Source organism: Kribbella qitaiheensis (genome assembly GCF_042657745.1).
Taxonomy (GTDB): Bacteria; Actinomycetota; Actinomycetes; order Propionibacteriales; family Kribbellaceae; genus Kribbella; species Kribbella qitaiheensis.
Map to the genome: position 1 here is coordinate 34428 of NZ_JBHSKE010000075.1, position 19799 is coordinate 54226.

Genomic DNA, 19799 nt, shown 5'->3' on the forward strand with positions numbered 1-19799 from the left:
GCTACCGGCGTGTCACGCACCGCAGACGCGGTCTCGTCGCTGAGGTCGGGGTGACAGTCACTGCTCGCCCGTCCGCTGCTTGAACGCCGTTCTCTCCGCGACCCATGCATTGAGCTACCGCACGTCAACACGAGGGAGAGACGCGGCGCGATGGCCTACGTCAAAGATCAATGGACTCGGGCGGTGAAGCTGGCGGACGGGACGACGACTCGGGTTCGGACCGCCAAACGGGGACGCGGGAAGCGGTGGCTTGCCGGGTGAGTGGATCCAGAGGGGCGGGGGGCGGTCTAAGGCGTTCGCGACCAACACGGCTGCGGAGCGGCATGGGGCTGCGATGGAGACGGATCGGGAGCGTGGGGAGTACATCGATCCGGATGCCGGGAAGGTTCGGTTTGAGGAGGTTGCCGAGAGATGGCTGGCGTCCCGGGTGGTGGATCCGGCTACGGCGCTCAAGTACGAGTCGTCTTTGGGCTGTACGTCGTACCCGTGTTTGGGCGGCGCCAGTTTGCGGACGATCAAGCCATCGGAGATCGCTGCTTGGGTGGCGGAGCTGGATGCGCGGTTCGGGTCGTCGACTGCGCGTACGGCGTACCTCGTGCTGCACGGGACGTCCCAAGAACATCCGATTCAGCACGGTGGCGTTCTGACCGTAGTGCTTGCTCATTCGGCTTGCGAGCTGGCGCCGAGCTTCGTCTTCGGTTGGCTCGTGTTGTTCCGTCCATCGGACGATCACGTCGACGTTCTGAGTGAACGTGAAGGTCCAGGGCCAACCGATGAGCAGTGCGACTAAGACCAGGACGAAGACTGATCCTGTCGCGAGGTAGGTCCACACAGAAGGCGGCGCCGACTCACCCAGTCCGCCAGCCAAGGAACTGGCCAACGTGCCCACGCCGAGTAACGCCACGGAGCGGTTTCGTACTGAGTCACGATCCGCGCGCTGATGCTCCAGACCTTTGCGAGCCTCCTCGAGCGCGATGGCGTACCGGCTCGCGGCTACGGGCGATGCCGAGCCGGTCCGTTTCCTGTGACCTGGCAATCGGCGCATGAACTTATGATGCTCCACCGCATCGCAGGCATAACGAAAGCGCGCCGATGTCCTGCGCAGGGCGACACTCCTCAGTGCCATTGCTCAGCCGTTGAGCTTCGTCAGCTCGAGCGGCGGCGAGACCGCCTTCACGGAAGGTCCAAGGCGATGGCGTATGTGAAGGATCAGTGGACTCGGCCTGTTAAGGGGGGCGATGGGACAACAGAGCGGGTGCGTAACCGGAAATGGGGGCGGGGGAAGCGGTGGCTTGCTGTTTGGCTTGATCCTCAGGGAGACGAGCGGTCGAAGGCGTTCGCGACGAAGGTGGCTGCGGAGCGGCATGGGGCTGCCATGGAGACCGATCGGGAGCGTGGGGAGTACATCGATCCGAATGCTGGGAAGGTTCGGTTTGAGGTTGCGGCGGAGCGGCGGTTGGCGTCGCGGGTTGTGGATCCGGCTAGTGCGATCAAGTACGAATCGTCGCTGCGGTTGCATGTTGATCCGGTGTTCGGGCGGCGGCAGTTGAGGAGTATCAAGCCGTCGGAGATCGCGGCTTGGATTGCGGATCTGAATGCGCGGTTCGGGTCTTCGACCGCGCGTACGGCGTTCGTCGTCGTACACGGGACGCTTGACCTTGCGGTGGATGACGACACGATCAAGCGCAATCCAGCCAAGGCGCGCGTTGTGAAAGTCCCGTCGGAGAAGAGCGGGAAGGTTGCCGCTTGAGGCGACGACGTTGTGTTGCGGATCGTCGAGAGCCATCCACCGCAGTACCGGCCCCTAGCTGTTGTTGGCGCTGCGTGCGGGCTGCGGCAAGGTGAAATCTTCGGTCTCGCGGAAGAGGACATCGACTTCGACGAGATGGTCATCCATGTGCGTCGGCAGGTGAAGAAACTTGGTAGGGACTTTGTCTTCGCTCTGCCCAAGAACGACACCGAGAGAGATGTTCCGATGTCCGAGGGCGCCGGGCTCGTGCTGCAGGAGCACATCGCGGCCGTCAGGCCCAGGCCGTACACGTTGCCGTGGGAGAAGCTCGGCGGTCGGCCGCGGACGGTGAATCTGTTGTTCCGGTGGACGGATGACAAGCACATCCGGGCGCGTACGTACGACGAGATGGTCTGGAAGGCAGCGCTCGCCGAAGCCGGCGTGATTCCGATGCCGACGAAGGACGCGAGAGGCCGTCGCCAGTACAAGACGGCGCGCGACGCTGGCATGCATGCGCTGCGCCACTACTACGCGAGCATCACGCTCGCCGACGGCGTCAATATCAAAGAGCTGGCTGAGTACCTGGGTCACGGAGATCCTGGATTCACTCTCCGGCTGTACACCCACATGCTGCCGTCCTCGCACGAGCGGGCGCGGAAGGCAGTGGACTCGAGGTTGTCTCGTCTGTTCTCCGTCACAGCTCACGGAGCTGTGACGGAGCCAGCCCCAAACGACCCCCGATCCACCTCCGGGAGCCGGACGACCAGCCAGGTACTTCAACCCCCGGAATAGGCCTCTGACCTGCAGAAACGTCAGCGGATGCGCATGCCGGAGATTGCGCGGGAGATTACCAGGCGTTGGATTTCTGAGGTGCCTTCGAAGATGGTGTAGATCTTGGAATCTCGGTGCATGCGTTCTACGGGGTATTCGCGGGTGTAGCCGTTGCCGCCGAGGATTTGGATGGCTTCCTCCGTGGCCTTGACCGCGACCTCTGAGGCCTTGAGTTTGGCCATTGAGCCTTCGCCGTTGCGGTAGTCGGGCTGCTGGCCGCGCATCAGGGCGGCGGACATGAAGGCAGCGCGCCAGACCAGCAGGCGGGCGGCGTCGATCTCGGTGGCCATGTCGGCGAGTTTGAAGGCGATGCCCTGGTTGTCGATGATCGGGCGGCCGAACTGCTCGCGGCCCTTGGCGTAGTCCAACGCGAACTCGTACGCCGCTCGCGCGATGCCGATCGCCTGGGAGCCGACGATGTGCCGGGTCATCTCGAAGGTCGCCATCGACGCGTTGCCACGTGAGGCCGAGCCGTTGTTCTCGCGCGCCTTCGCCAGCCGGGCGTCGAGCTTCTCCTTGCCACCAAGGACGTTCGCGGCAGGGATCCGCACATCGTCGAAGAACACGTCCGCGGTGTGCGACGCCCGCAGCCCGTGCTTCTTCAGCTTGGTCCCCTGCTCCAGCCCGTGAACCTCGGACTTCGGTACTACGAACGCCGCCTGGCCCCGGCTGCCGAGTGACGGGTCGACGGTGGCGACGACCACGTGGATGTCGGCGATTCCGCCGTTCGTGGCCCAGGCCTTCTGCCCGTTGATCACCCACTCGTCGGTCTTCTCGTCGTACGTCGCCTTCGTGCGGATGGCGGATACGTCGGAACCGGCGCCGGGCTCCGACGAGCAGAAGGCAGCAACGCGGACGTCGTCGGGCGTTCCGTAGCAACGGGGCAACCACTGGCTCCACTGCTCGGGTGTGCCGTTGGAGAACACCGCGGAGCTCGCCAGCCCGGTGCCGACCAGGGACATCCCGATGCCGGCGTCACCCCAGAACAGCTCCTCCTGGACCAGTGGCATCAACAGGCCGGACGGGTCGATGAAGAGGTTGATGCTGGCGTCCATGCCGTAGAGGCCGATCTTCGCCGCCTCCTGGATCACCGGCCACGGAGTTTCCTCGCGCTCGTCCCACTCGGACGCGGCGGGCCGGATCACCGAGGCAGCGAACTCGTGCGCCCAGTCGCGGATCTCGCGCTGCTCGTCGTTGAGGTTCAGGTTGAAGGTCTGCCACTCCGGCTTCGACCGCTCGGCCGCGAGTTCCCCCGCCATACCCATCACGTCCGCCGACACCGCCTCGGTACCGTTGGAACCAGGCGCAGCACCAGCGCCGGCAGAACCGCCGGCCGCGGGTGAGTTGGTCGACGAAGACTCGGTCATGGTCATCGATTCCTCCGGAGCGAGCTGCAGGGTGATCGTTCGGCAGAGATGTTACCCACGAGTGTAACTATCGTTTGCACCGAGGGGTACCGGTGTGTCTAAGATCGGTGCATGAGCTCCGCGCTGCTCGCGATCGGACGCCGCCGGACCACGGCGGAGCGTCGGCGCGACCGGGAGCGGGACATCATCCGTGCCACCCGCGAATTGTTCGACGAGCGCGGCACGATCGACGCCCAGATCGACGACATCGCCAAGCGCGTCGCCATCAACAAGGCGCTGATCTACCGGCACTTCGCCGGCAAGGAAGAGCTCTTCGCGCTCACCCTGGTCGACTACCTCGGCGAGTTGGACGAGCGGCTGCAGGCCGTGGACGGGCCGCGCCGGGCGCCGATGAACCGGTTGCGCTCGCTCAGCGAGGTCTTCGTCGACTTCTGCCTGGAGTATCCGGCCTTCGCGGACTGCGCGATGAGCCTGCTGCGGCGCACCGGCGAGGAACTGTTCGGCGAGATCACCGAGCCGGTGATGACCAAGCTCGGTACTGCGATGGCCACCGCGCTCGAGCGGATCTCGGCCATCCTGAAGGCCGGGCAGAAGTCGGGCGTGTTCGATGAGGTCGACACCGATTACCTGGCCAACCACCTCTACACCCAGACCCTCGGCGCGATGCACATGGCGAGGATGGGCCTGATCGTGTCCCGCACCGGGCCGGGGCCGGACAAGATCCCGGGACACCCGGTGGTGCACCAGGCCGACATCGCCACCGTCCGGTCCACCGCGATCACCGCGACCCTCGCCACTGCGGTGGGCCGCCTCGCTTTCGCCGGTACGCCGGCCAGCAGGCCGACCAGGTCCGCCGCAACCGGCAAGGCCGGCACCTCCGCAAACGGCAAGGCCGGCGCCGCGAACGGCAAAGCCGACCCCACCAGCAACGGCAAGGCAGAAGCCAAGACCAAGGCCACCGCCCGGCGCTCCACCTCACGACCAGCAGGAGAGAACCCGTGACCGAGACCCGCAAGGTGGCCGTTGTCGCCGGCAACCGCATCCCCTTCGCCCGGCAGGACAAGACCTACCGGCACGCATCCAACTCCGACATGCTCACGGCCGCCCTCAACGGCCTGGTCGACCGCACCGGACTAGGCGGCCAAGAACTCGGCGAGGTGGTCGCCGGCGCAGTACTGAAGCACGCGCGCGACTGGAACATGGTCCGCGAGGTGGTCCTCGGATCGAAGCTCGCGGCCACCACACCGGCGTACGACATCCAGCAGGCCTGCGGTACCGGGCTGGAGGCAGCGATCCTGGTCGGCAACAAGATCGCCCTCGGGCAGATCGAAGCCGGCATCGCGGGTGGTGTCGACAGCGCCTCCGACGCGCCGATCGCGGTCAACGACGACCTGCGCAACGTCCTGCTCGACCTCAACCGCGCCAAGAGCCTCCAGGACCGACTGAAGGTGCTCACGCGCGTTCGGCCGAAGGCGATCATCCCGGAGATCCCGCGCAACGCCGAGCCGCGGACGCGCAAGTCGATGGGCGAGCACGCCGCGCTCACCGCGCTCGAGTGGGGCATCACCCGCGAGGCGCAGGACGAGCTCGCGTACCGATCCCACATGAACCTCGCCGCGGCGTACGACCGGGGCTTCCAGGACGACCTCATCACGCCGCACCTGGGCCTCGAGAAGGACCAGAACCTGCGCCCGGACACCACGGTCGAGAAGCTCGCCAAGCTGAAGCCAGTCTTCGGCAAGGGCGAGACCGCGACGATGACGGCGGGCAACTCCACTCCCCTGACCGACGGCGCGTCCATGGTGTTGCTGTCCACCGACGAGTGGGCCGCCGAGCGCGGGCTGCGCCCCCTGGCGTACCTGACCCACTCGCAGACGGCGGCCGTCGACTACGTGAAGGGTGCCGAGGGCCTGCTGATGGCACCCGCGTACGCCGTACCGCGGATGCTGGCGCGTGCGGGTCTGACCCTGCAGGATTTCGACTACTACGAGATCCATGAGGCGTTCGCATCGCAGGTGCTGGCGACCCTGAAGGCGTGGGAGGACCCGATCTTCTGCAAGGAACGGCTAGGCCTGGACGCCCCGCTGGGCGAGATCGACCGGTCCAAGCTGAACGTGAACGGCAGTTCGCTGGCGGCCGGGCACCCGTTCGCCGCGACCGGCGGGCGGATCGTGGCCGCACTGGCCAAGCAGCTGGACGAGAACGGCGGTGGCCGTGGCCTGATCTCGATCTGCGCCGCCGGTGGCCAGGGCGTCGTCGCCATCCTCGAGAAGTGAAGAAGCAGGAGCAACTGATGACGGACCGCTACCAGACTTTCACCCGGACGCCGCTGGGCCAGACGCTGGTCAAGAACCTCGGCCTGCCCGACCCGACCCCGCTGCCGCGCTGGACCGAGGGCTCGTCGGTGATCGACGGGCCGGTGGTGTTCGGCGCGATCACCGAGACCGACACCGGCAAGGCGATCCAGGCCCTGCTGCGGGACATCGGAGCCACCTTCAGTACTGCGGCCGAGGGCGTCGCGTCGAGCGAGTTGCGCCCCAAGGCCCTCGTGTTCGACGCGACCGGCGCCACGTCCACGGCGGATCTCACCTCGCTGCAGCGGTTCTTCTCCCCCGTCATCCGCCAACTCGGTACTGCGGGCCGGGTGATCGTGGTCGGACGGACTCCGGAGCTGTCGGCGAATCCCGAGCAGCAGGTCGCCCAGCGTGCGCTGGAGGGATTCACCCGGTCGCTCGGCAAGGAAGTGAAGCGTGGAGCCACGGTTAACCTGGTCTACGTCGCGCCTGACGCCCATGATCAGCTCGACTCAACCCTGCGGTTCTTCCTGTCGCCCAAGTCGGCGTACGTGAGCGGCCAGGTGGCTCGGATCGGTGCGGGTCAGCTCGTCGGGAACGACCCGGCCGCGCCGCTCACGGGCAAGGTCGCGCTGGTCACCGGAGCGGCTCGGGGTATCGGCGCCGCGATCGCCAAGACCCTGGCACGCGACGGAGCCACCGTGCTCGGCGTCGACGTACCGCAGAACGCCAACGAGCTGCGCAAGGTGATGTCCTCGATCGGCGGCAGCGAGTTGCTGCTGGACGTCACCTCGATCGACGCCCCACAACGGATCGCGGCGGCCGGCGCGGAGCTCGGCGGCCTCGACATCGTCGTCCACAACGCGGGCATCACCCGGGACAAGCGGCTCGCGAACATGCGGACAGATGCCTGGGACGCGGTGCTCGACGTCAACCTGCGCGCGCCCGAGCGGATCACGGCGCACCTGGTGGAGTCGGGCGCGCTGAACGAGGGCGGCTCGGTGATCGGCGTCGCCTCGATCGCCGGGATCGCGGGCAACAACGGCCAGACGAACTACGCGACCTCCAAGGCCGGCGTGATCGGCCTGGTCCAGTCGCTCGCGCCGCGGCTGGCCGATCGGCAGATCAGGATCAACGCGGTCGCCCCCGGGTTCATCGAGACCGAGATGACCGCCAAGGTGCCGTTCGCGATCCGCGAGGTCGGCCGCCGGATCAACTCGCTGCAGCAGGGCGGACTACCCGTGGACGTCGCCGAGACCATCGCGTGGTTCGCGGATCCGGCCTCCGCAGGAGTCACCGGCAACGTGGTTCGCGTCTGCGGCCAGAGCATGCTCGGAGCCTGAGATGCCCACCCGCCGGTACGACGACACTCCCGGGTTCGGCTCGCTCTATGCCCGCACGGTGAAGGCGACCCTGCGCAAGGCGGAGTACGAGCCCGACACCGACGGCCTGACGCTGGAACTCCCGCACGCGGCGATCGACCAGGACCACCTCACGGCGTACCGGGACGTGACCGGGTTCAGCGCGGGCCCAGCCCTGCCGGTCACGTATCCGCATGTCCTGGCGTTCCCGCTGCACCTGGACCTGATGTCGGACCCGTCGTTCCCGTACAAGCCGATGGGGATCGTGCACCTTGCGAACACGATCACCCAACTGAAGCCGCTGCCGATGCACGCGGACTACGCGATCCGCGTGCACAGCAGTCCGGAGCGGCCGCACCCGAAGGGCACCATCTTCGACGTGCTCAGCGAGGTACGGGCGGACAACGAGGTGGTGTGGACCGACTCCACCACCTTGCTGAGCCGTTCCTCGGGCACCCCGTCAGCGCACGCCGATCTGCTGCCGGACCCCTCGCTGGAGCCGTCGGCGTTCTGGGATCTGCACGGCAACCTCGGCCGCCGGTACGCCGCTGCCTCCGGTGACCGCAATCCGATCCACCTCTGGAAGATCTCGGCACAGGCCTTCGGATTCCCGCGGCAGATAGCCCACGGGATGTGGGCGAAGGCGGCCTCGCTCGCGTCGATCCAGCGCGGCGGAGGTCTACCCGACGCCTACACGGTCCGCGTCGACTTCCGGAAACCGCTGCTGCTCCCGTCGCGAGTCCAGTTCGGCAACCAGCGGACCGGCGAGGGCGTGGACTTCGCGCTCTACAACGACGACCACACCCTCACCCACCTCATCGGCCAACTCCAGCCGCGCTGATCCCACATGGTCATCCCCCTTCGTCCCGCCGCAGCCTACTGAATTACCTCCGCAGCGGATCAGCGCTCGCCGCGAGATCCCGCAGTACCGCGGGCGCGGGTGCCGCGGGGTGCTGGCTGCCGTTGCGGTCGCGGATAGCGATCTCGCCGGCAGCAGCCTCGCGTGCGCCGACGACCGCCAGGTGCGGGACCAGCCGATTCTCGCGAATCCGCGCGCCCAGGCTGCCCTCCTCGGCGTACGCGATCTCTGCCCGCAGACCGAGGTCAATCGCCTGCCGAAGAACCTTGGCGGCGGCTTCCTCCTCCTTGTCCGAGATGGGCAGTACGACGAGCTGGACCGGGGCGAGCCAGGACGGGAACGCGCCACCGTGTACTTCGATCAACTGGGCGACGGCCCGTTCGATGCTGCCGACGATCGCGCGGTGCACCATCACCGGGCGATGCTTGTTGCCATCGGCACCCATGTACTCGAGCCCGAACGCGGCCGGCTGGTGGAAGTCCACCTGGATGGTCGACAGGCTGGACTCGCGACCAGCCGAGTCCTCGACCTGGATATCGATCTTCGGCCCGTAGAACGCGGCCTCTCCCGGCGCTTCCTCATAAGGGATTCCCGCACCGTCGAGGACGTCCCGCAGCAGACCGGCTGCTCGCTCCCAGCTCTCCGCGTCACCGACATACTTGCTATCCGGATCGCCGAACTTCGCGTCCTCGGCAGGCAGCGACAACAGATAGCGGGAGGCGCTGATGCCGAGGTCGCGGTACGCCTGGTTGATCAACCCGAGCGCCGCACCGGCCTCTTCCGCGACCTGGTCCAGGCTGCAGAAGATGTGCCCGTCGTTGAGCTGGATTGCCCGAACTCTGGTCAACCCACCGAGGACGCCGGACAGCTCCGAGCGGTACATGCCGCCGAGCTCCGACATCCGCAGCGGCAGTTCGCGATAGCTGTGCGCCCGTGATCGGAACATCAACGCGTGATGCGGACAAAGACTCGGCCGCAGCACGACCTGCTCTCCCCCGACGTCCATGGGCGGATACATATCCTCGCTGTACTTCGCCCAGTGGCCGGAGATCTCGTAGAGCTCGCGCTTGCCGAGCACGGGCGAATACACCTGCTGGTAGCCGGCTCGTCGTTCGACGTCGACGATGTACCGCTCGATCGCCTGCCGGATCGCCGCACCAGCGGGCAGCCAGTACGGAAGACCGGCACCGATCAACGGATCCGAGTCGAACAGGCCGAGTTCCCGGCCGAGCTTGCGATGGTCGTACATGTGAACACTCCTCAGGTGGTTCGAGACGAGTGCCCACACGACGAAGCCCCGGGGCACTCGCCCCGGGGCTTCGATCAACAGTCAGCTGTCAGCGCGCCGGGACAAACTCCGACGTCGTCGTCACCACTACGCGCTTGATCATGATGAACAAGTTAGCAGACGAGGGAACCGATTTATTCCCTGTCCTTGGCCGGGACCCGCTGGAGAACCTTCAGCAAGCGGTCGGCCGAGCGGAGGTCAGCTTCGCCTTGCCGATGTGCCAGACGCCGGCTGTCAGCACCATCGAATAGTCGAGTGGCCAGATCGAGCAGGTCTGGCCACTGGGTCCGTCCTCAGCACTCTGTTCGGTCCTCAGCCTGACGGTGGCCAGCAGGTTCGTCGGATCCGACTTGGCAACACCGCGGATGTCAATGCCACGCCAGTACGACGAGCCGAGACCTCGCGACCAGGTTGCGACACCGCCCATTCGTCGCTGCATCGCGGGAGTGAACAACTCGAAGGCAACGGCGTACTGCCCCTGATTGATCGCGGTGCCATGCAACACGAGGCTCTGCGCGACCAAGTCACCATCCGCGCCCGCATCGGGGCCGGAGATCGCGACCGCGATCGGTTGATCGTCACGAAGATCATCAGAACCACCACAGCGAACCGGTGCCAAGGGCCCTCGCTTGGACCAACTGGAGATCCGCCCGCTGTTCTTCGCAGCGGATACGGCCCATCCGGTTCCTTCGGCCGTGGTCCGCTCATCGACCCAGGTGCGCTTGCCTGACACCACGCCTACCACCGTGCCGTCCGGCGTGATCACCGGACCGCCACTGTTACCGGGGTTCATCGCGGCATCGGTCGTGAACAGATTCGAGACCGCGACGCGATGGCCTTCGTCGTCAGGGAAGTGCTCCGTTCGATCGAGGTCGCCGATGTAGCCGAACCTGGCACTCAGGTGAGCATCGCCGAACGGGTAACCGATCAGGGCCACTCGATCGCCGATCTCGGGATCACCCTTCGCCAGCCGGAACACGTGTCCGGTCATCGGCTTGTCGACGCGTACCAGGGCGAGATCCGCCGAGCGGTCGAGTGCGACCACCTGTGCCTGACGGATCGCCGAGTCACCCCCGGCCGCACCAGAGTCCAGGGCGATGGTGATGGATTTGGCGCCGTACACAACGTGCGCAGCGGTGAGGATGAGATTCGGAGCGATCAGCAGGCCGCTACCGGACCCACTCGCCGAGCAGGTAGCTACCTGCAACCTCGCAACGCCCGTTCGCACCTTTGCGATCGTGTCCCGCCAAGAGGCCTCGCCCGACGGCGTCGGCGTACCGGGACGCGGTGATGTCGGCCCGGCCGACGAAGGTGCCGCGGTCACCGTCGTCGCGGTCTGACTTTGCGGTGCGGCCACATCCGCGCACGCCGCAGTCGACCCCACCAAGAGCACAGCAACTGCCAATCCAGCCCGCATCAAGCTCAAGCCCCCCTGGCCTAGCCAGCCCCCCCGGCCGTCCGGCGCAATGCCGATGCGGTCACTCTAGGTGCTGGTTGTTGGCCGCGGAAGAGCACGCCAAGCCGCTGAATCAACCCATGCCACCGGGACTGCCCACCCGTCTGCCCGTGGGACCCGCGACAGCTCATCGGAGGGCTACCTCGGGGGCGGGTGGCTGATCGCCTTATTCGTCGAGTCGTGGATTTCGGGGCGGGAATGCGGTTGCCGAGAACGCTGATCCACGACTGAGTGGCGGCTCACGTTCGAGTCCGGCCAGGCGGGATCCGGCGCCGCGGATGTGGAAGGGGTTTAGGCGTCGTCTAGGTCTAGGCCGACGGGGCGGATCAGGCCTTCTTGGGCGACCGAGGCGACTAGGCGGCCGTCTTGGCTGAAGAGGCGGCCGGTGGCGAAGCCGCGGGCGCCCGAGGCGGACGGGGAGACCTGGTCGTAGAGGAGCCACTCGTCGGCGCGGAAGTCGCGGTGGAACCAGAGGGCGTGGTCGATGGAGGCCGGCTGGATGCGGCGGTCGCCGATGATGATGCCGTGCGGGAGCAAGCTTGCCCCGAGCAACGTCAGGTCACTCGCATACGCCAGAACGCAAGCGTGCAAGGCCGGTTCGTCCGGAAGCTTGCCTGCGGCCCGGATCCAGAACTGCCGCCCGGTGAGCCCGGCCAGCCGTACGTCGAGCGCGGCCCACTCCTTGTTCCAGTCCTCGGCCTTGCGCCCTGAGGCTGCCTCGAAGACCGACGCGAGGGTCGGCGCCTCGTCCGGCGGGACGAGGTCCGTCGGCATCGGGTCCGAGTGGTCCAGCCCCGGCTCCGGCACCTGGTAGGAGGCGGACATGTAGAAGATGGTCTTGCCGTTCTGCGACGCGACCACCCGGCGGCTGCTGAACGACCGCCCGTCCCGGATCAGCTCGGGCCTGTACACGATCGGTACCGAGGTATCGCCCGGGCGCAGGAAGTACCCGTGCAGCGAGTGCACGATCCGCTCGGGACCCACCGTACGGCTGGCCGCCACCAAGGCCTGGCCGAGCACCTGCCCGCCGAACACCCGCTGCGCGGAGGTCTGCGGCTGCCGGCCACGGAACAGGTCGACGTCGATCATCTCCAGGTCGAGCAGTTCGACCAGATCCTCCAGCGACTCGGGCATGCCTCATCCTGACAGCTTCAGCCGCTCCGACGAGTCACCCGGGCGGCGGCGGACCGGCGTGCGAGGTGTGGTTGTCGTCACCTCGGCTGTTCGGTGAGCTCTCGGTCGCACACCCGGCAACTTGGTGAACGCTCAACCATCAGACGCAACCGCTCGGCGGGCTCCCGCGCCCACGCCACGGTCTCACCGCACGAACAGCAACGCCCGAAGAATCCCTGGGGATCTTCGGGCGTTGCTGTTACGTCGCGAGTGTCAGTTGTCGTCGTCGCGGTTCAGCTCGGCGAGGAACTGCTCGACCTCGGCGCCGAGCTCCTCAGCCGACGGCGTCGACCCCGCCAGCAGGCTCCCCCGGCTGAGTGAACCAGCCGCAGCGTCGTACTGCGTTTCGAGGGCGTTCACCACGGCGGACGCATCCTCAGAGGCCTCCACCTGCTCGTCGACCAGGCGACCGGTCACAGCCGCCTCGTCGAGGAGCGCCTTGCTAGGGAGCAGCAGGCCAGTCGCCGCGGAGATCGCGTGCACCAGGGCCAGCGCTGCGCCCGGGAAGCGGTTCTCCGCCAGGTAGTGCGGCACGTGGACCGCGAAGCCCATCGCGTCCTTGCCGGCCTCGCCGAGGCGAACCTGCAGCATGGTGCCGGCGCTCGCCGGGAGGCGCATCTCGCCGTCCCAGATGTTCGACCGCGTCACCAGCTCCGGCCGGGTGGCGTGCGCCGTGAGGCCCAGCGGACGGGTGTGCGGAACGCCCATCGGGATGCCGTGAACGCCGACCGTCAGGGTGACGTTGTAGAGCTCGATCAGCTGCCGTACGGCGCCGGCGAACCGGTTCCAGTGGTTGTCGGGCTCGACACCCTCGAGCAGCAGGAACTCCACGCCGGCGTCGTCCTTCATCAGGTGAAGGGACAGCTGCGGCGGGGTGTAGTCGATGAACCGGTCCTCGGCGAACGTCACCTCAGGACGGCGGGCCCGGTAGTCGTGCAGCAGGTCCACGTCGAACCTCGCCAGCAGCCGGTTGTCCAGCACCTCCAGCAAGTGGTCGGCCGTCACCCGGCCGGCCTGCCCGGCGTCCATGAACCCGTCAAGCGAATGCACCAGCACCTTCGGCGTCGCCGCCGGGCCGGTCGCCACCGACTCGTCGACGATCTCGTAGAGGTCGTCCGGTCGCAGCATCTTCGTCTCCTTCTCACTGGCCAACAGGCGGGTAGGCCCCTCTATCCTGCCTTCTCCAGTGAGAACGTCACCTCGCCGGGCAGTAATTCCGCCCAGCGAGATCTTTCTCGCTTCGCCGTCGGCTCCCCGTACGGCGCCCGGCTTCGCCGGTACGGCGCCGGCTCCCGGTACGGCATCAGGTACGTCGGTCATGGCCGGGTGACTCCGGGTGGCCGGCCCTCCCGCGGCTGTCCGGATCCAGACACGACGCGGGGAGGACGAGCGGATTCGGAAAGCGCTTGCTAGCGTGCTCCTGTGCGCACCGAATCCGAGCCGACCGCCATCTCATCCAACTCGGCCTCCACCATGGCCTCCGACACCGCTGCCCAGCCGACCGTGATGCTTGCGATGAACGAGTCCAGCCGGGCCCGCGTGCTCGTCCCGCAGGTGCGCGCCCGCCTCGACCGCATCGCCACCGTGCTCCCGGTCGGCCCGGGCGACGCTTTCCTCGCCGATCCCGAGGTCCGGGAAGCGCTCGGCGGCGTCGATGCCCTGCTCACCGGCTGGGGCTGCCCCTCGATCACCCCCGAGGTGCTGGACGCTGCCCCCAGGCTCCGGGCGATTATCCACGCGGCAGGTTCGGTCAAGCACTTCGTCGATCCGGCCGCCTTCGAGCGCGGGATCCAGGTGTCCTCGGCGGTTGTGGCGAACGCGCTGCCCGTCGCCGAGTTCACCGTCGCCACGATCATCCTGAGCGGAAAGCGCGCGTTCCGCCTCGGTGCGGAGTACAAGCTGAGCAAGCACCGGCCGGATCCCAGCAACGTGCGGGGCAACTACGGGAGCACGGTCGGCCTGCTCGGTGCGTCGCGGATCGGGCGGATGGTGGCTGAGCGACTCCGGGCGTTCGACCTCGAAGTACTGATCAGTGATCCGTATCTGTCCGAGGCCGAGGCGGCTGAGCTGGGTGCGTCCCTGGTCGATCTCGACACTCTGTTCACCCGCAGCGACATCCTGAGCGTGCACGCGCCGCTGCTGCCGGAGACCGTCGGCATGGTCGACGCGCGGCTGCTCGGACTGCTGCGGGACGGCTCGGTCCTGATCAACACCGCCCGCGGCCGGATCATCGACGCGGACGCGCTGATCGCCGAGTGCCGGTCGGGGCGCATCGACGCGGTGCTGGACGTGACCGATCCGGAGCCGCTGCGCCCCGATTCGCCGCTGCTGGAACTGCCCAACGTGTTCCTCACGCCGCACCTGGCCGGCGCGGTCGGCAACGAGGTCGCGAGATTGGGTGAATTGGCCGTGGGTGAGATGGAACGTTTTGCCGCCGGGGCTCCTCTACATCACGTCATCACCGCCGCCGAGCTTGGGAGAATCGCATGACCCGCCTCGTCCTCCCCGACACCGACCGCGTGCTGTCCCGTCAGACCGGCTGGACCCGCGGGCACTGGGAGGCGCTGGCCGACCACCTGCTCGACTCCCTGGTGCCGTACTTCTCCCCCGGCGCCGCCCGCGTCGTTCTGCCCGGGCGTCCCAGTCGGTCCGGCACCGACTCGGATGAGCTCGAGGGTTTCGCGCGGTCGTTCATGCTCGCCGCCTTCCGGATCGCCGGCGTCCGCGGCGAGGGCTGCGACAAGCTGATCGAGCGGTACGCGCGGGGTGTCGCCAACGGCGCGAACCCGGATCACCCCGAGGCGTGGCTGCGGCTCACCCCGCGCTCGCAGCAGATGGTGGAGGCCGCCGCGATCGCGGTCGCGCTGCACGAGTCCCGCGAGTGGATCTGGGACCGGCTGGACACCCGCGCCCAGGAGCACGTCGCCGAGTGGCTGGGCGGATTCATCGGATCCACCACGCACGACAACAACTGGCGGTTGTTCCAGGTCGTCAGCGAGCAGTTCCTGGCGTCCGTGGGCGCGCCGTACTCGAAGGACGACATCGAGGGCGGCCTCGACAGGATCGAGGACTGGTACGTCGGCGACGGCTGGTACTCCGACGGCGACGGGCAGAACTTCGACAACTACATCGGCTGGGCCATGCACCTCTACCCAGGCCTGTGGACCCGGATGGCCGCCGCAACCCCCGGCACGGAGTACGACGATCGCCTGAAGGTCTACCGGGAGCGGCTGAGCCTGTTCCTGGAGGACGCGGTGCACCTGGTCGGGAACGACGGGGCGCCCGTCTACCAGGGGAGGTCGCTCACCTACCGGATGGCCGCGGCCACGCCGTACTGGATGGGGGCCGTTCTCGACGCCACTCCCCTGTCTCCTGGGCAGACCCGGCGGCTGTGCTCGGGGATCGCGCGGCACTTCGTGCAGCACGGCGTACCGGATGAGCGCGGGCTGCTGACGCTGGGGTGGTACGACACGTTCCTGCCGACGACTCAGGCGTACTCCGGGCCGGGTTCGCCGTACTGGGCCAGCAAGGGGTTCATCGGGCTGCTGTTGCCGCCGGAGCACGCGGTGTGGACGGATCCCGAGGAGACGGTGCCGCTCGACGAGGCCGACCAGGTTCGGGCCATGCCCGCGCCCGGCTGGCTCGTGCACGCGAGCCGGCACGACCAGGTGGTGCGGCTGATCAACCACGGCGCCGACCATGCACCGCCCGCCGAGCCGGAAGGTGCGGAGCCTGCGGCTGACCCGCACTACGACCGGCTGGCCTACGCGAACCACGCGGGGCCGGAGATCTCCGACGCGGCATCACTGCAGCGCGTCGACAGCCTCACCTCGCTCGTGGACCAGAACGGCAGGTCGAGCCACCGCGGCCGGATCCGCCGCCTCGGTGTCGGCACGCGCTCGGCGTCGTCCTGGCACAAGGCGTGGCTCGGCAGCGAGGGACCCTGGCGGATCGAGACCGCCTCGGTCGTGCACGGCGGCTGGGAGATCCGCTGCTCGCTGGTCGAAGGACCGGCGGGGGCGCTGGTCCGCAGCGGTGGGTACGCCGTCGCCGGCGACTCCTTGCCTACAGCAACCGTCGGCGAGGCGCCCGCCTGGTCGGCGGCGCGGAACGCGGACGGGCTGATGTCCGCGGTCGTCAACCTGCACGGGTACGACGAGGCCGGCGTGCACCGCGATCTAGGGGCGAACCCGTTCGGGCCGCACTCCGCCACGCCGTACCTGACGGTGAGCCACGGAGGCGAGCCGCTGGTGCTCGTTCACGCGGTGTTGCTGACCCGTGACGCGATCCGTCCCGAGGCACTGGCCGAGGGAATCCAGGTCGCCGTCGCCGGGCACGAGATCACCATCACATTGCCGGGTGACGACATTGAGACGGTGCGCCTCGGGGACCACTGATCTCGTACGGTCTAGGTATGACCGAAGCACTCGAACCCAGTGTCACCGACGCCCTGGCCCAGGCGGTGGCGGCCGATCCCAACACCGAGAACCAGGAGAAGTTGTGGCAGGCAACGTTCTTGCTGGACCGCTGGTACTTCGTCCAGCGCGGTGAACCGGGTAACCCGCAGCCGTTCGTCGGGGTGCATCAGGACCAGCCGTTCCTGATGGCCTTCACCTCCGCGCAACGGGCCCGGGGGTTCGCGATCGACAACGGGCTCGTCCCCGCGGACGCGGAGGTCCAGGTGCTCGCGCTGACCCCCGAGGACGCGGTCGCCCAGGCACCGGTGTGGTTGCAGCAGGGCATCGCGGCGATCACCTTCGACCACGGAGTGGCCGGCTATTTCGCTCCGCTCGGAAACCTGCCCGCGATCCGTTCGCATGTGCAGAGTGGTCGGTGACACGCGGTTAGGTCAGGCTGACCAACGATGTTATTCGGACGGCTGACCATTACATTGGCTCGATGAGCACGTACCAGAAACTCCTTCAAGAACAAATTCGCAACGAATTCACGGCGGCCCAGCAGTACACGGCGGTAGCTGTCTGGTTCGACGACCAGGATCTGCCGCAACTGGCCTCGCACTTCTACAAGCAAGCCCTGGAAGAGCGCAACCACGCGATGATGATGGTCCAGTACCTGCTCGACATGGACATCCGGCCGCACATCCCGGGTGTCGGCGACGTGGTGAACGACTTCGACACCGCGCTGGAGCCGCTCGAACTCGCGCTGCAGCAGGAGATCACCGTCACCAAGCAGATCGAGACGCTGGCCCGGACCGCGCGCGACGACGGCGACTACGTCGGCGAGCAGTTCATGCAGTGGTTCCTCAAGGAGCAGGTCGAGGAAGTGGCCGCGATGACCACCCTCGTCAACGTCGCCAAGCGCGCCGGCGACAACCTCTTCCACCTGGAGGACTTCCTCGCCCGCGAGACGGTCGGCGACAACGGCGCGGACCCCACCGCCCCCACCGCGGCCGGCGGCTCCGTCTGACCCGCACCGCTGCCGTACTTCGGGCCGCCGCTATGGCGCGCGGCGGCCCCGGCCGCCGGACAACGGTCACCACGAGCTGGTGCCGAGTGCGCGGCGGCCCGTTAGCGGTTACCAGGAACTGGTGCCGCCGCCTCCGCCGCCACCGCCGGAGGAACCACCGCTGAAGCCGGACGAGCTGCCGCCTCCCCCACCGCTGCCGGCCGGTGCCGGGGGCGGGTCGAAGGTGTTCGCCACGGTCTGGCTGATGCTGCCGGCCGCGAACCCCGAGCTGTAGTACGAGGGACCGGCGTACCAGTAGGGATCCGGCGGGATCCGCCCGGCGGCGACCAGTTGGGCGCAGACCCGTTGCCAGCGGTCCGCCAGCCCAAAGGCGATTGCCCAGGGCAAGTACTTGCTGAAGATGTCCTCGCCCTCCTCGAACCGGAGCTGATCGGCCTCGGCGGTGGCGAGATAGGTCCGGAACCCGACCAGCTGGTCCGTCACCGCCCGGCCGGCTGGATTGCGCTGGCCCTTCGACCGCTTGCCGATCCACAGCCCGATGGCGACGATCACCGCCAGCACCGGGATCGCGATGCTCGCGGCACGACCCAGACCACCCGTGGCGGCCGCGATCGCAGTACCGGCGAAGCCCGCACCGAAGACCCAGAAGCCGACCATCGCGATACACGCGCAGCGAGCGCCACTGGCGAAGCTGGAGCCACCGCCTGCGCGGGGCATCCGCAGGTACCACTGGCGCTGCTGGATCTGCTGACGCAACTGGCCGATCATCGCGTCGTGGGCCTGGCGCATGGAGGTGTCGCCGGTCGGCCTGCGCTCGAGGACGATCTCCGAACCCGGCTGCAGGGTCGGGAACAGTCCCTGCAGCAGGACCTGCTCGTGCGGGACGGTGGCGGCGGCCGGGTTCAGCAGCACGGCCTTCTGTTCCGGGCCGTTGTTGTCGATCCGGACGGCGCCGCGTACCGCGAGGTCGATCAGCGTCGCCGCGGTCTCGGTCGTGTTCGCCTTCGCGTCGATCAGCAGACCACCTTCGGCGACGGGGATGCGCGGTGGCGAGAACGCCACCGGGAGCTGGTCCTCCCTCAGGTCGTCCTTGATCACCTGGGCGGCCATCCCGTCCGGCGGGAAGGTGCCCGGCGGCATACCGGCGAAGCGCTGGTCCTTGTTGCCGTTCCTGCCGTAGAGCACGGCCGCGATGATCGCGCCGATGGTGACGACGCCGGAGCCGATAAGTGAGCCGACCGTGAGCCCTTGGCGTTCGAGCAGCCCAGGCGCGTCGGACAGGAGCGGGGTGTCATTGGTGACCGCGCCGGCCGTGATCGACGCGACGACCGTCAGCCCGTTGCGCGAATCCAGCAAGGCCTGCCTGTACTGGCCGACGCCACCCGACACCGTCGCGCTGTCGCAAGCAGTTGTCGATCCCTGCGGACCAGCGAAGCAAGTGGCCGCCTGCACGCCCTGCGGGACGGTCACGCTGACTGAGACGTTCTTGGTGACCGCCTCGGTGAGCGTGCCGGTGGCGTCCCAGTACAGCTCGCTGTGGTCGTCGAAGTGCCGCAACGACCCGCGCACCTCGTACTCGATCACGTACGTCGCCGTCGGGTTGCTGACCGTCTGGTTCGGCGAGCCGATCTTCAACTGCAGGCTCTGGTCGCGGTCGTTGTTCGTCTTGTTCACGGTCTCGGTGAACTCGGCGCTGTCACCGGACGGGCTCGACACCCGCACGTTCGAGATGTCGTAGCGCTGGTCCTTCGAGTCGTCGTCGACATACGGCTCGCGGATGACGAGATCGCGGACGATGCCGTGCCGGCCGGAGCTCGGACCGAAGCGGTAGACGATCTCCTCGCGCACCTGCAGCACGCCGTCCGGAGTCACCTCGTAGGTGAACTGCATCGAATCGATCACGTCGTCGCTGAGCGACGAGGCGGCGACCGCCGGTACCGCGAACCCGGCCAGCACGAAGCCGACAAAGATCGCGACGATGGCGGTGAAGAATCCCCTACGCATGCGGCGAATG

16 protein-coding genes are annotated in these 19799 nt (G+C 67.7%); 10 read left to right on the plus strand and 6 right to left on the minus strand.

Features of this window, described 5'->3' with window-relative positions; translation table 11 throughout:
* The first annotated feature begins 1192 nt into the window (after positions 1-1192).
* Positions 1193-1750 carry a tyrosine-type recombinase/integrase gene (locus ACFPJ1_RS39045; protein ID WP_380111385.1) on the plus strand — a complete coding sequence of 186 codons (558 nt, stop codon included), beginning with the start codon at positions 1193-1195 and terminating at the stop codon, positions 1748-1750.
* 15 nt (positions 1751-1765) lie between these two features.
* Positions 1766-2521, plus strand: a complete 756-nt coding sequence (locus tag ACFPJ1_RS39050) for a site-specific integrase (RefSeq protein WP_380111387.1) — start codon at positions 1766-1768, stop codon at positions 2519-2521.
* 20 nt (positions 2522-2541) lie between these two features.
* Here ACFPJ1_RS39050 and ACFPJ1_RS39055 read toward each other — a convergent pair whose 3' ends face one another.
* Positions 2542-3927: an acyl-CoA dehydrogenase family protein gene (locus ACFPJ1_RS39055; RefSeq protein WP_380111388.1), complete on the minus strand. Its 1386-nt coding sequence runs from the start codon at positions 3925-3927 to the stop codon at positions 2542-2544.
* A 111-nt stretch (positions 3928-4038) separates the two neighbouring features.
* Between ACFPJ1_RS39055 and ACFPJ1_RS39060 the strand changes: the two genes are divergently transcribed.
* The 4 genes from ACFPJ1_RS39060 to ACFPJ1_RS39075 are packed head-to-tail and all read left to right on the plus strand — an operon-like array spanning position 4039 to position 8423.
* Positions 4039-4929, plus strand: a complete 891-nt coding sequence (locus ACFPJ1_RS39060) for a TetR/AcrR family transcriptional regulator (protein ID WP_380111389.1) — start codon at positions 4039-4041, stop codon at positions 4927-4929.
* The gene (locus ACFPJ1_RS39065) at positions 4926-6203 is read left to right on the plus strand and encodes an acetyl-CoA C-acetyltransferase (protein ID WP_380111390.1); all 1278 of its coding nucleotides are present in this window, start codon (positions 4926-4928) and stop codon (positions 6201-6203) included. The genes ACFPJ1_RS39060 and ACFPJ1_RS39065 overlap by 4 nt, the downstream gene beginning before the upstream one ends.
* A complete protein-coding gene (locus tag ACFPJ1_RS39070) occupies positions 6200-7564 on the plus strand; it encodes a 3-oxoacyl-ACP reductase (RefSeq protein WP_380111391.1) in 1365 nt (454 codons plus the stop codon). Before ACFPJ1_RS39065 ends, ACFPJ1_RS39070 begins: the two co-directional genes overlap by 4 nt.
* A 1-nt stretch (position 7565) precedes the next feature.
* Positions 7566-8423, plus strand: coding sequence for a MaoC family dehydratase (locus ACFPJ1_RS39075; protein ID WP_380111392.1), 858 nt, complete (start codon positions 7566-7568; stop codon positions 8421-8423).
* Positions 8424-8466: 43 nt separating this feature from the next.
* Here the strand turns inward: ACFPJ1_RS39075 and thrS are convergent, their stop codons facing one another.
* The 4 genes from thrS to ACFPJ1_RS39095 all read right to left on the minus strand — a co-directional run bounded on the left by thrS (position 8467) and on the right by ACFPJ1_RS39095 (position 13486).
* The gene (gene thrS, locus ACFPJ1_RS39080) at positions 8467-9690 is read right to left on the minus strand and encodes a threonine--tRNA ligase (RefSeq protein ID WP_380111393.1); all 1224 of its coding nucleotides are present in this window, start codon (positions 9688-9690) and stop codon (positions 8467-8469) included.
* 211 nt (positions 9691-9901) lie between these two features.
* Positions 9902-10957 carry a S1C family serine protease gene (locus tag ACFPJ1_RS39085; protein WP_380111394.1) on the minus strand — a complete coding sequence of 352 codons (1056 nt, stop codon included), beginning with the start codon at positions 10955-10957 and terminating at the stop codon, positions 9902-9904.
* A gap of 519 nt (positions 10958-11476) precedes the next feature.
* Entirely contained in the window at positions 11477-12319 is an 843-nt protein-coding gene (locus tag ACFPJ1_RS39090) for an acyl-CoA thioesterase (protein WP_380111395.1), read from the minus strand.
* Positions 12320-12571: 252 nt separating this feature from the next.
* Positions 12572-13486, minus strand: coding sequence for a proteasome assembly chaperone family protein (locus ACFPJ1_RS39095; RefSeq protein WP_380111397.1), 915 nt, complete (start codon positions 13484-13486; stop codon positions 12572-12574).
* Between the two features lie 294 nt (positions 13487-13780).
* Here ACFPJ1_RS39095 and ACFPJ1_RS39100 point away from each other — a divergent pair, with 294 nt between their 5' ends.
* The 4 genes from ACFPJ1_RS39100 to ACFPJ1_RS39115 all read left to right on the plus strand — a co-directional run bounded on the left by ACFPJ1_RS39100 (position 13781) and on the right by ACFPJ1_RS39115 (position 17785).
* Positions 13781-14848, plus strand: coding sequence for a hydroxyacid dehydrogenase (locus ACFPJ1_RS39100; RefSeq protein ID WP_380111398.1), 1068 nt, complete (start codon positions 13781-13783; stop codon positions 14846-14848).
* Positions 14845-16755, plus strand: coding sequence for a DUF2264 domain-containing protein (locus ACFPJ1_RS39105; RefSeq protein WP_380111399.1), 1911 nt, complete (start codon positions 14845-14847; stop codon positions 16753-16755). The genes ACFPJ1_RS39100 and ACFPJ1_RS39105 overlap by 4 nt, the downstream gene beginning before the upstream one ends.
* Before the next feature lie 17 nt (positions 16756-16772).
* Positions 16773-17195, plus strand: coding sequence for a hypothetical protein (locus ACFPJ1_RS39110; RefSeq protein ID WP_380111400.1), 423 nt, complete (start codon positions 16773-16775; stop codon positions 17193-17195).
* A 62-nt stretch (positions 17196-17257) separates the two neighbouring features.
* On the plus strand, positions 17258-17785 hold the full coding sequence (locus ACFPJ1_RS39115; RefSeq protein WP_380111401.1) for a ferritin: 528 nt from the start codon (positions 17258-17260) through the stop codon (positions 17783-17785).
* A 108-nt stretch (positions 17786-17893) separates the two neighbouring features.
* On the opposite strand, the gene ACFPJ1_RS39120 is transcribed toward ACFPJ1_RS39115, so the two are convergent.
* Positions 17894-19789, minus strand: a complete 1896-nt coding sequence (locus tag ACFPJ1_RS39120; protein WP_380111402.1) for a DUF2207 domain-containing protein — start codon at positions 19787-19789, stop codon at positions 17894-17896.
* Positions 19790-19799 lie beyond the last annotated feature (10 nt).

Excerpts from the sequence above, each read along its gene's own strand:
- ACFPJ1_RS39060 (WP_380111389.1), top strand. The coding sequence starts at position 4,039 with ATGAGCTCCGCGCTGCTCGCGATCGGACGCCGCCGGACCACGGCGGAG.
- ACFPJ1_RS39095 (WP_380111397.1), bottom strand. The coding sequence starts at position 13,486 with ATGCTGCGACCGGACGACCTCTACGAGATCGTCGACGAGTCGGTGGCG.
- ACFPJ1_RS39045 (WP_380111385.1), top strand. The coding sequence starts at position 1,193 with ATGGCGTATGTGAAGGATCAGTGGACTCGGCCTGTTAAGGGGGGCGAT.
- ACFPJ1_RS39110 (WP_380111400.1), top strand. The coding sequence starts at position 16,773 with ATGACCGAAGCACTCGAACCCAGTGTCACCGACGCCCTGGCCCAGGCG.
- ACFPJ1_RS39055 (WP_380111388.1), bottom strand. The coding sequence starts at position 3,927 with ATGACCGAGTCTTCGTCGACCAACTCACCCGCGGCCGGCGGTTCTGCC.
- ACFPJ1_RS39075 (WP_380111392.1), top strand. The coding sequence starts at position 7,566 with ATGCCCACCCGCCGGTACGACGACACTCCCGGGTTCGGCTCGCTCTAT.
- thrS (WP_380111393.1), bottom strand. The coding sequence starts at position 9,690 with ATGTACGACCATCGCAAGCTCGGCCGGGAACTCGGCCTGTTCGACTCG.
- ACFPJ1_RS39115 (WP_380111401.1), top strand. The coding sequence starts at position 17,258 with ATGAGCACGTACCAGAAACTCCTTCAAGAACAAATTCGCAACGAATTC.
- ACFPJ1_RS39090 (WP_380111395.1), bottom strand. The coding sequence starts at position 12,319 with ATGCCCGAGTCGCTGGAGGATCTGGTCGAACTGCTCGACCTGGAGATG.
- ACFPJ1_RS39120 (WP_380111402.1), bottom strand. The coding sequence starts at position 19,789 with ATGCGTAGGGGATTCTTCACCGCCATCGTCGCGATCTTTGTCGGCTTC.
- ACFPJ1_RS39105 (WP_380111399.1), top strand. The coding sequence starts at position 14,845 with ATGACCCGCCTCGTCCTCCCCGACACCGACCGCGTGCTGTCCCGTCAG.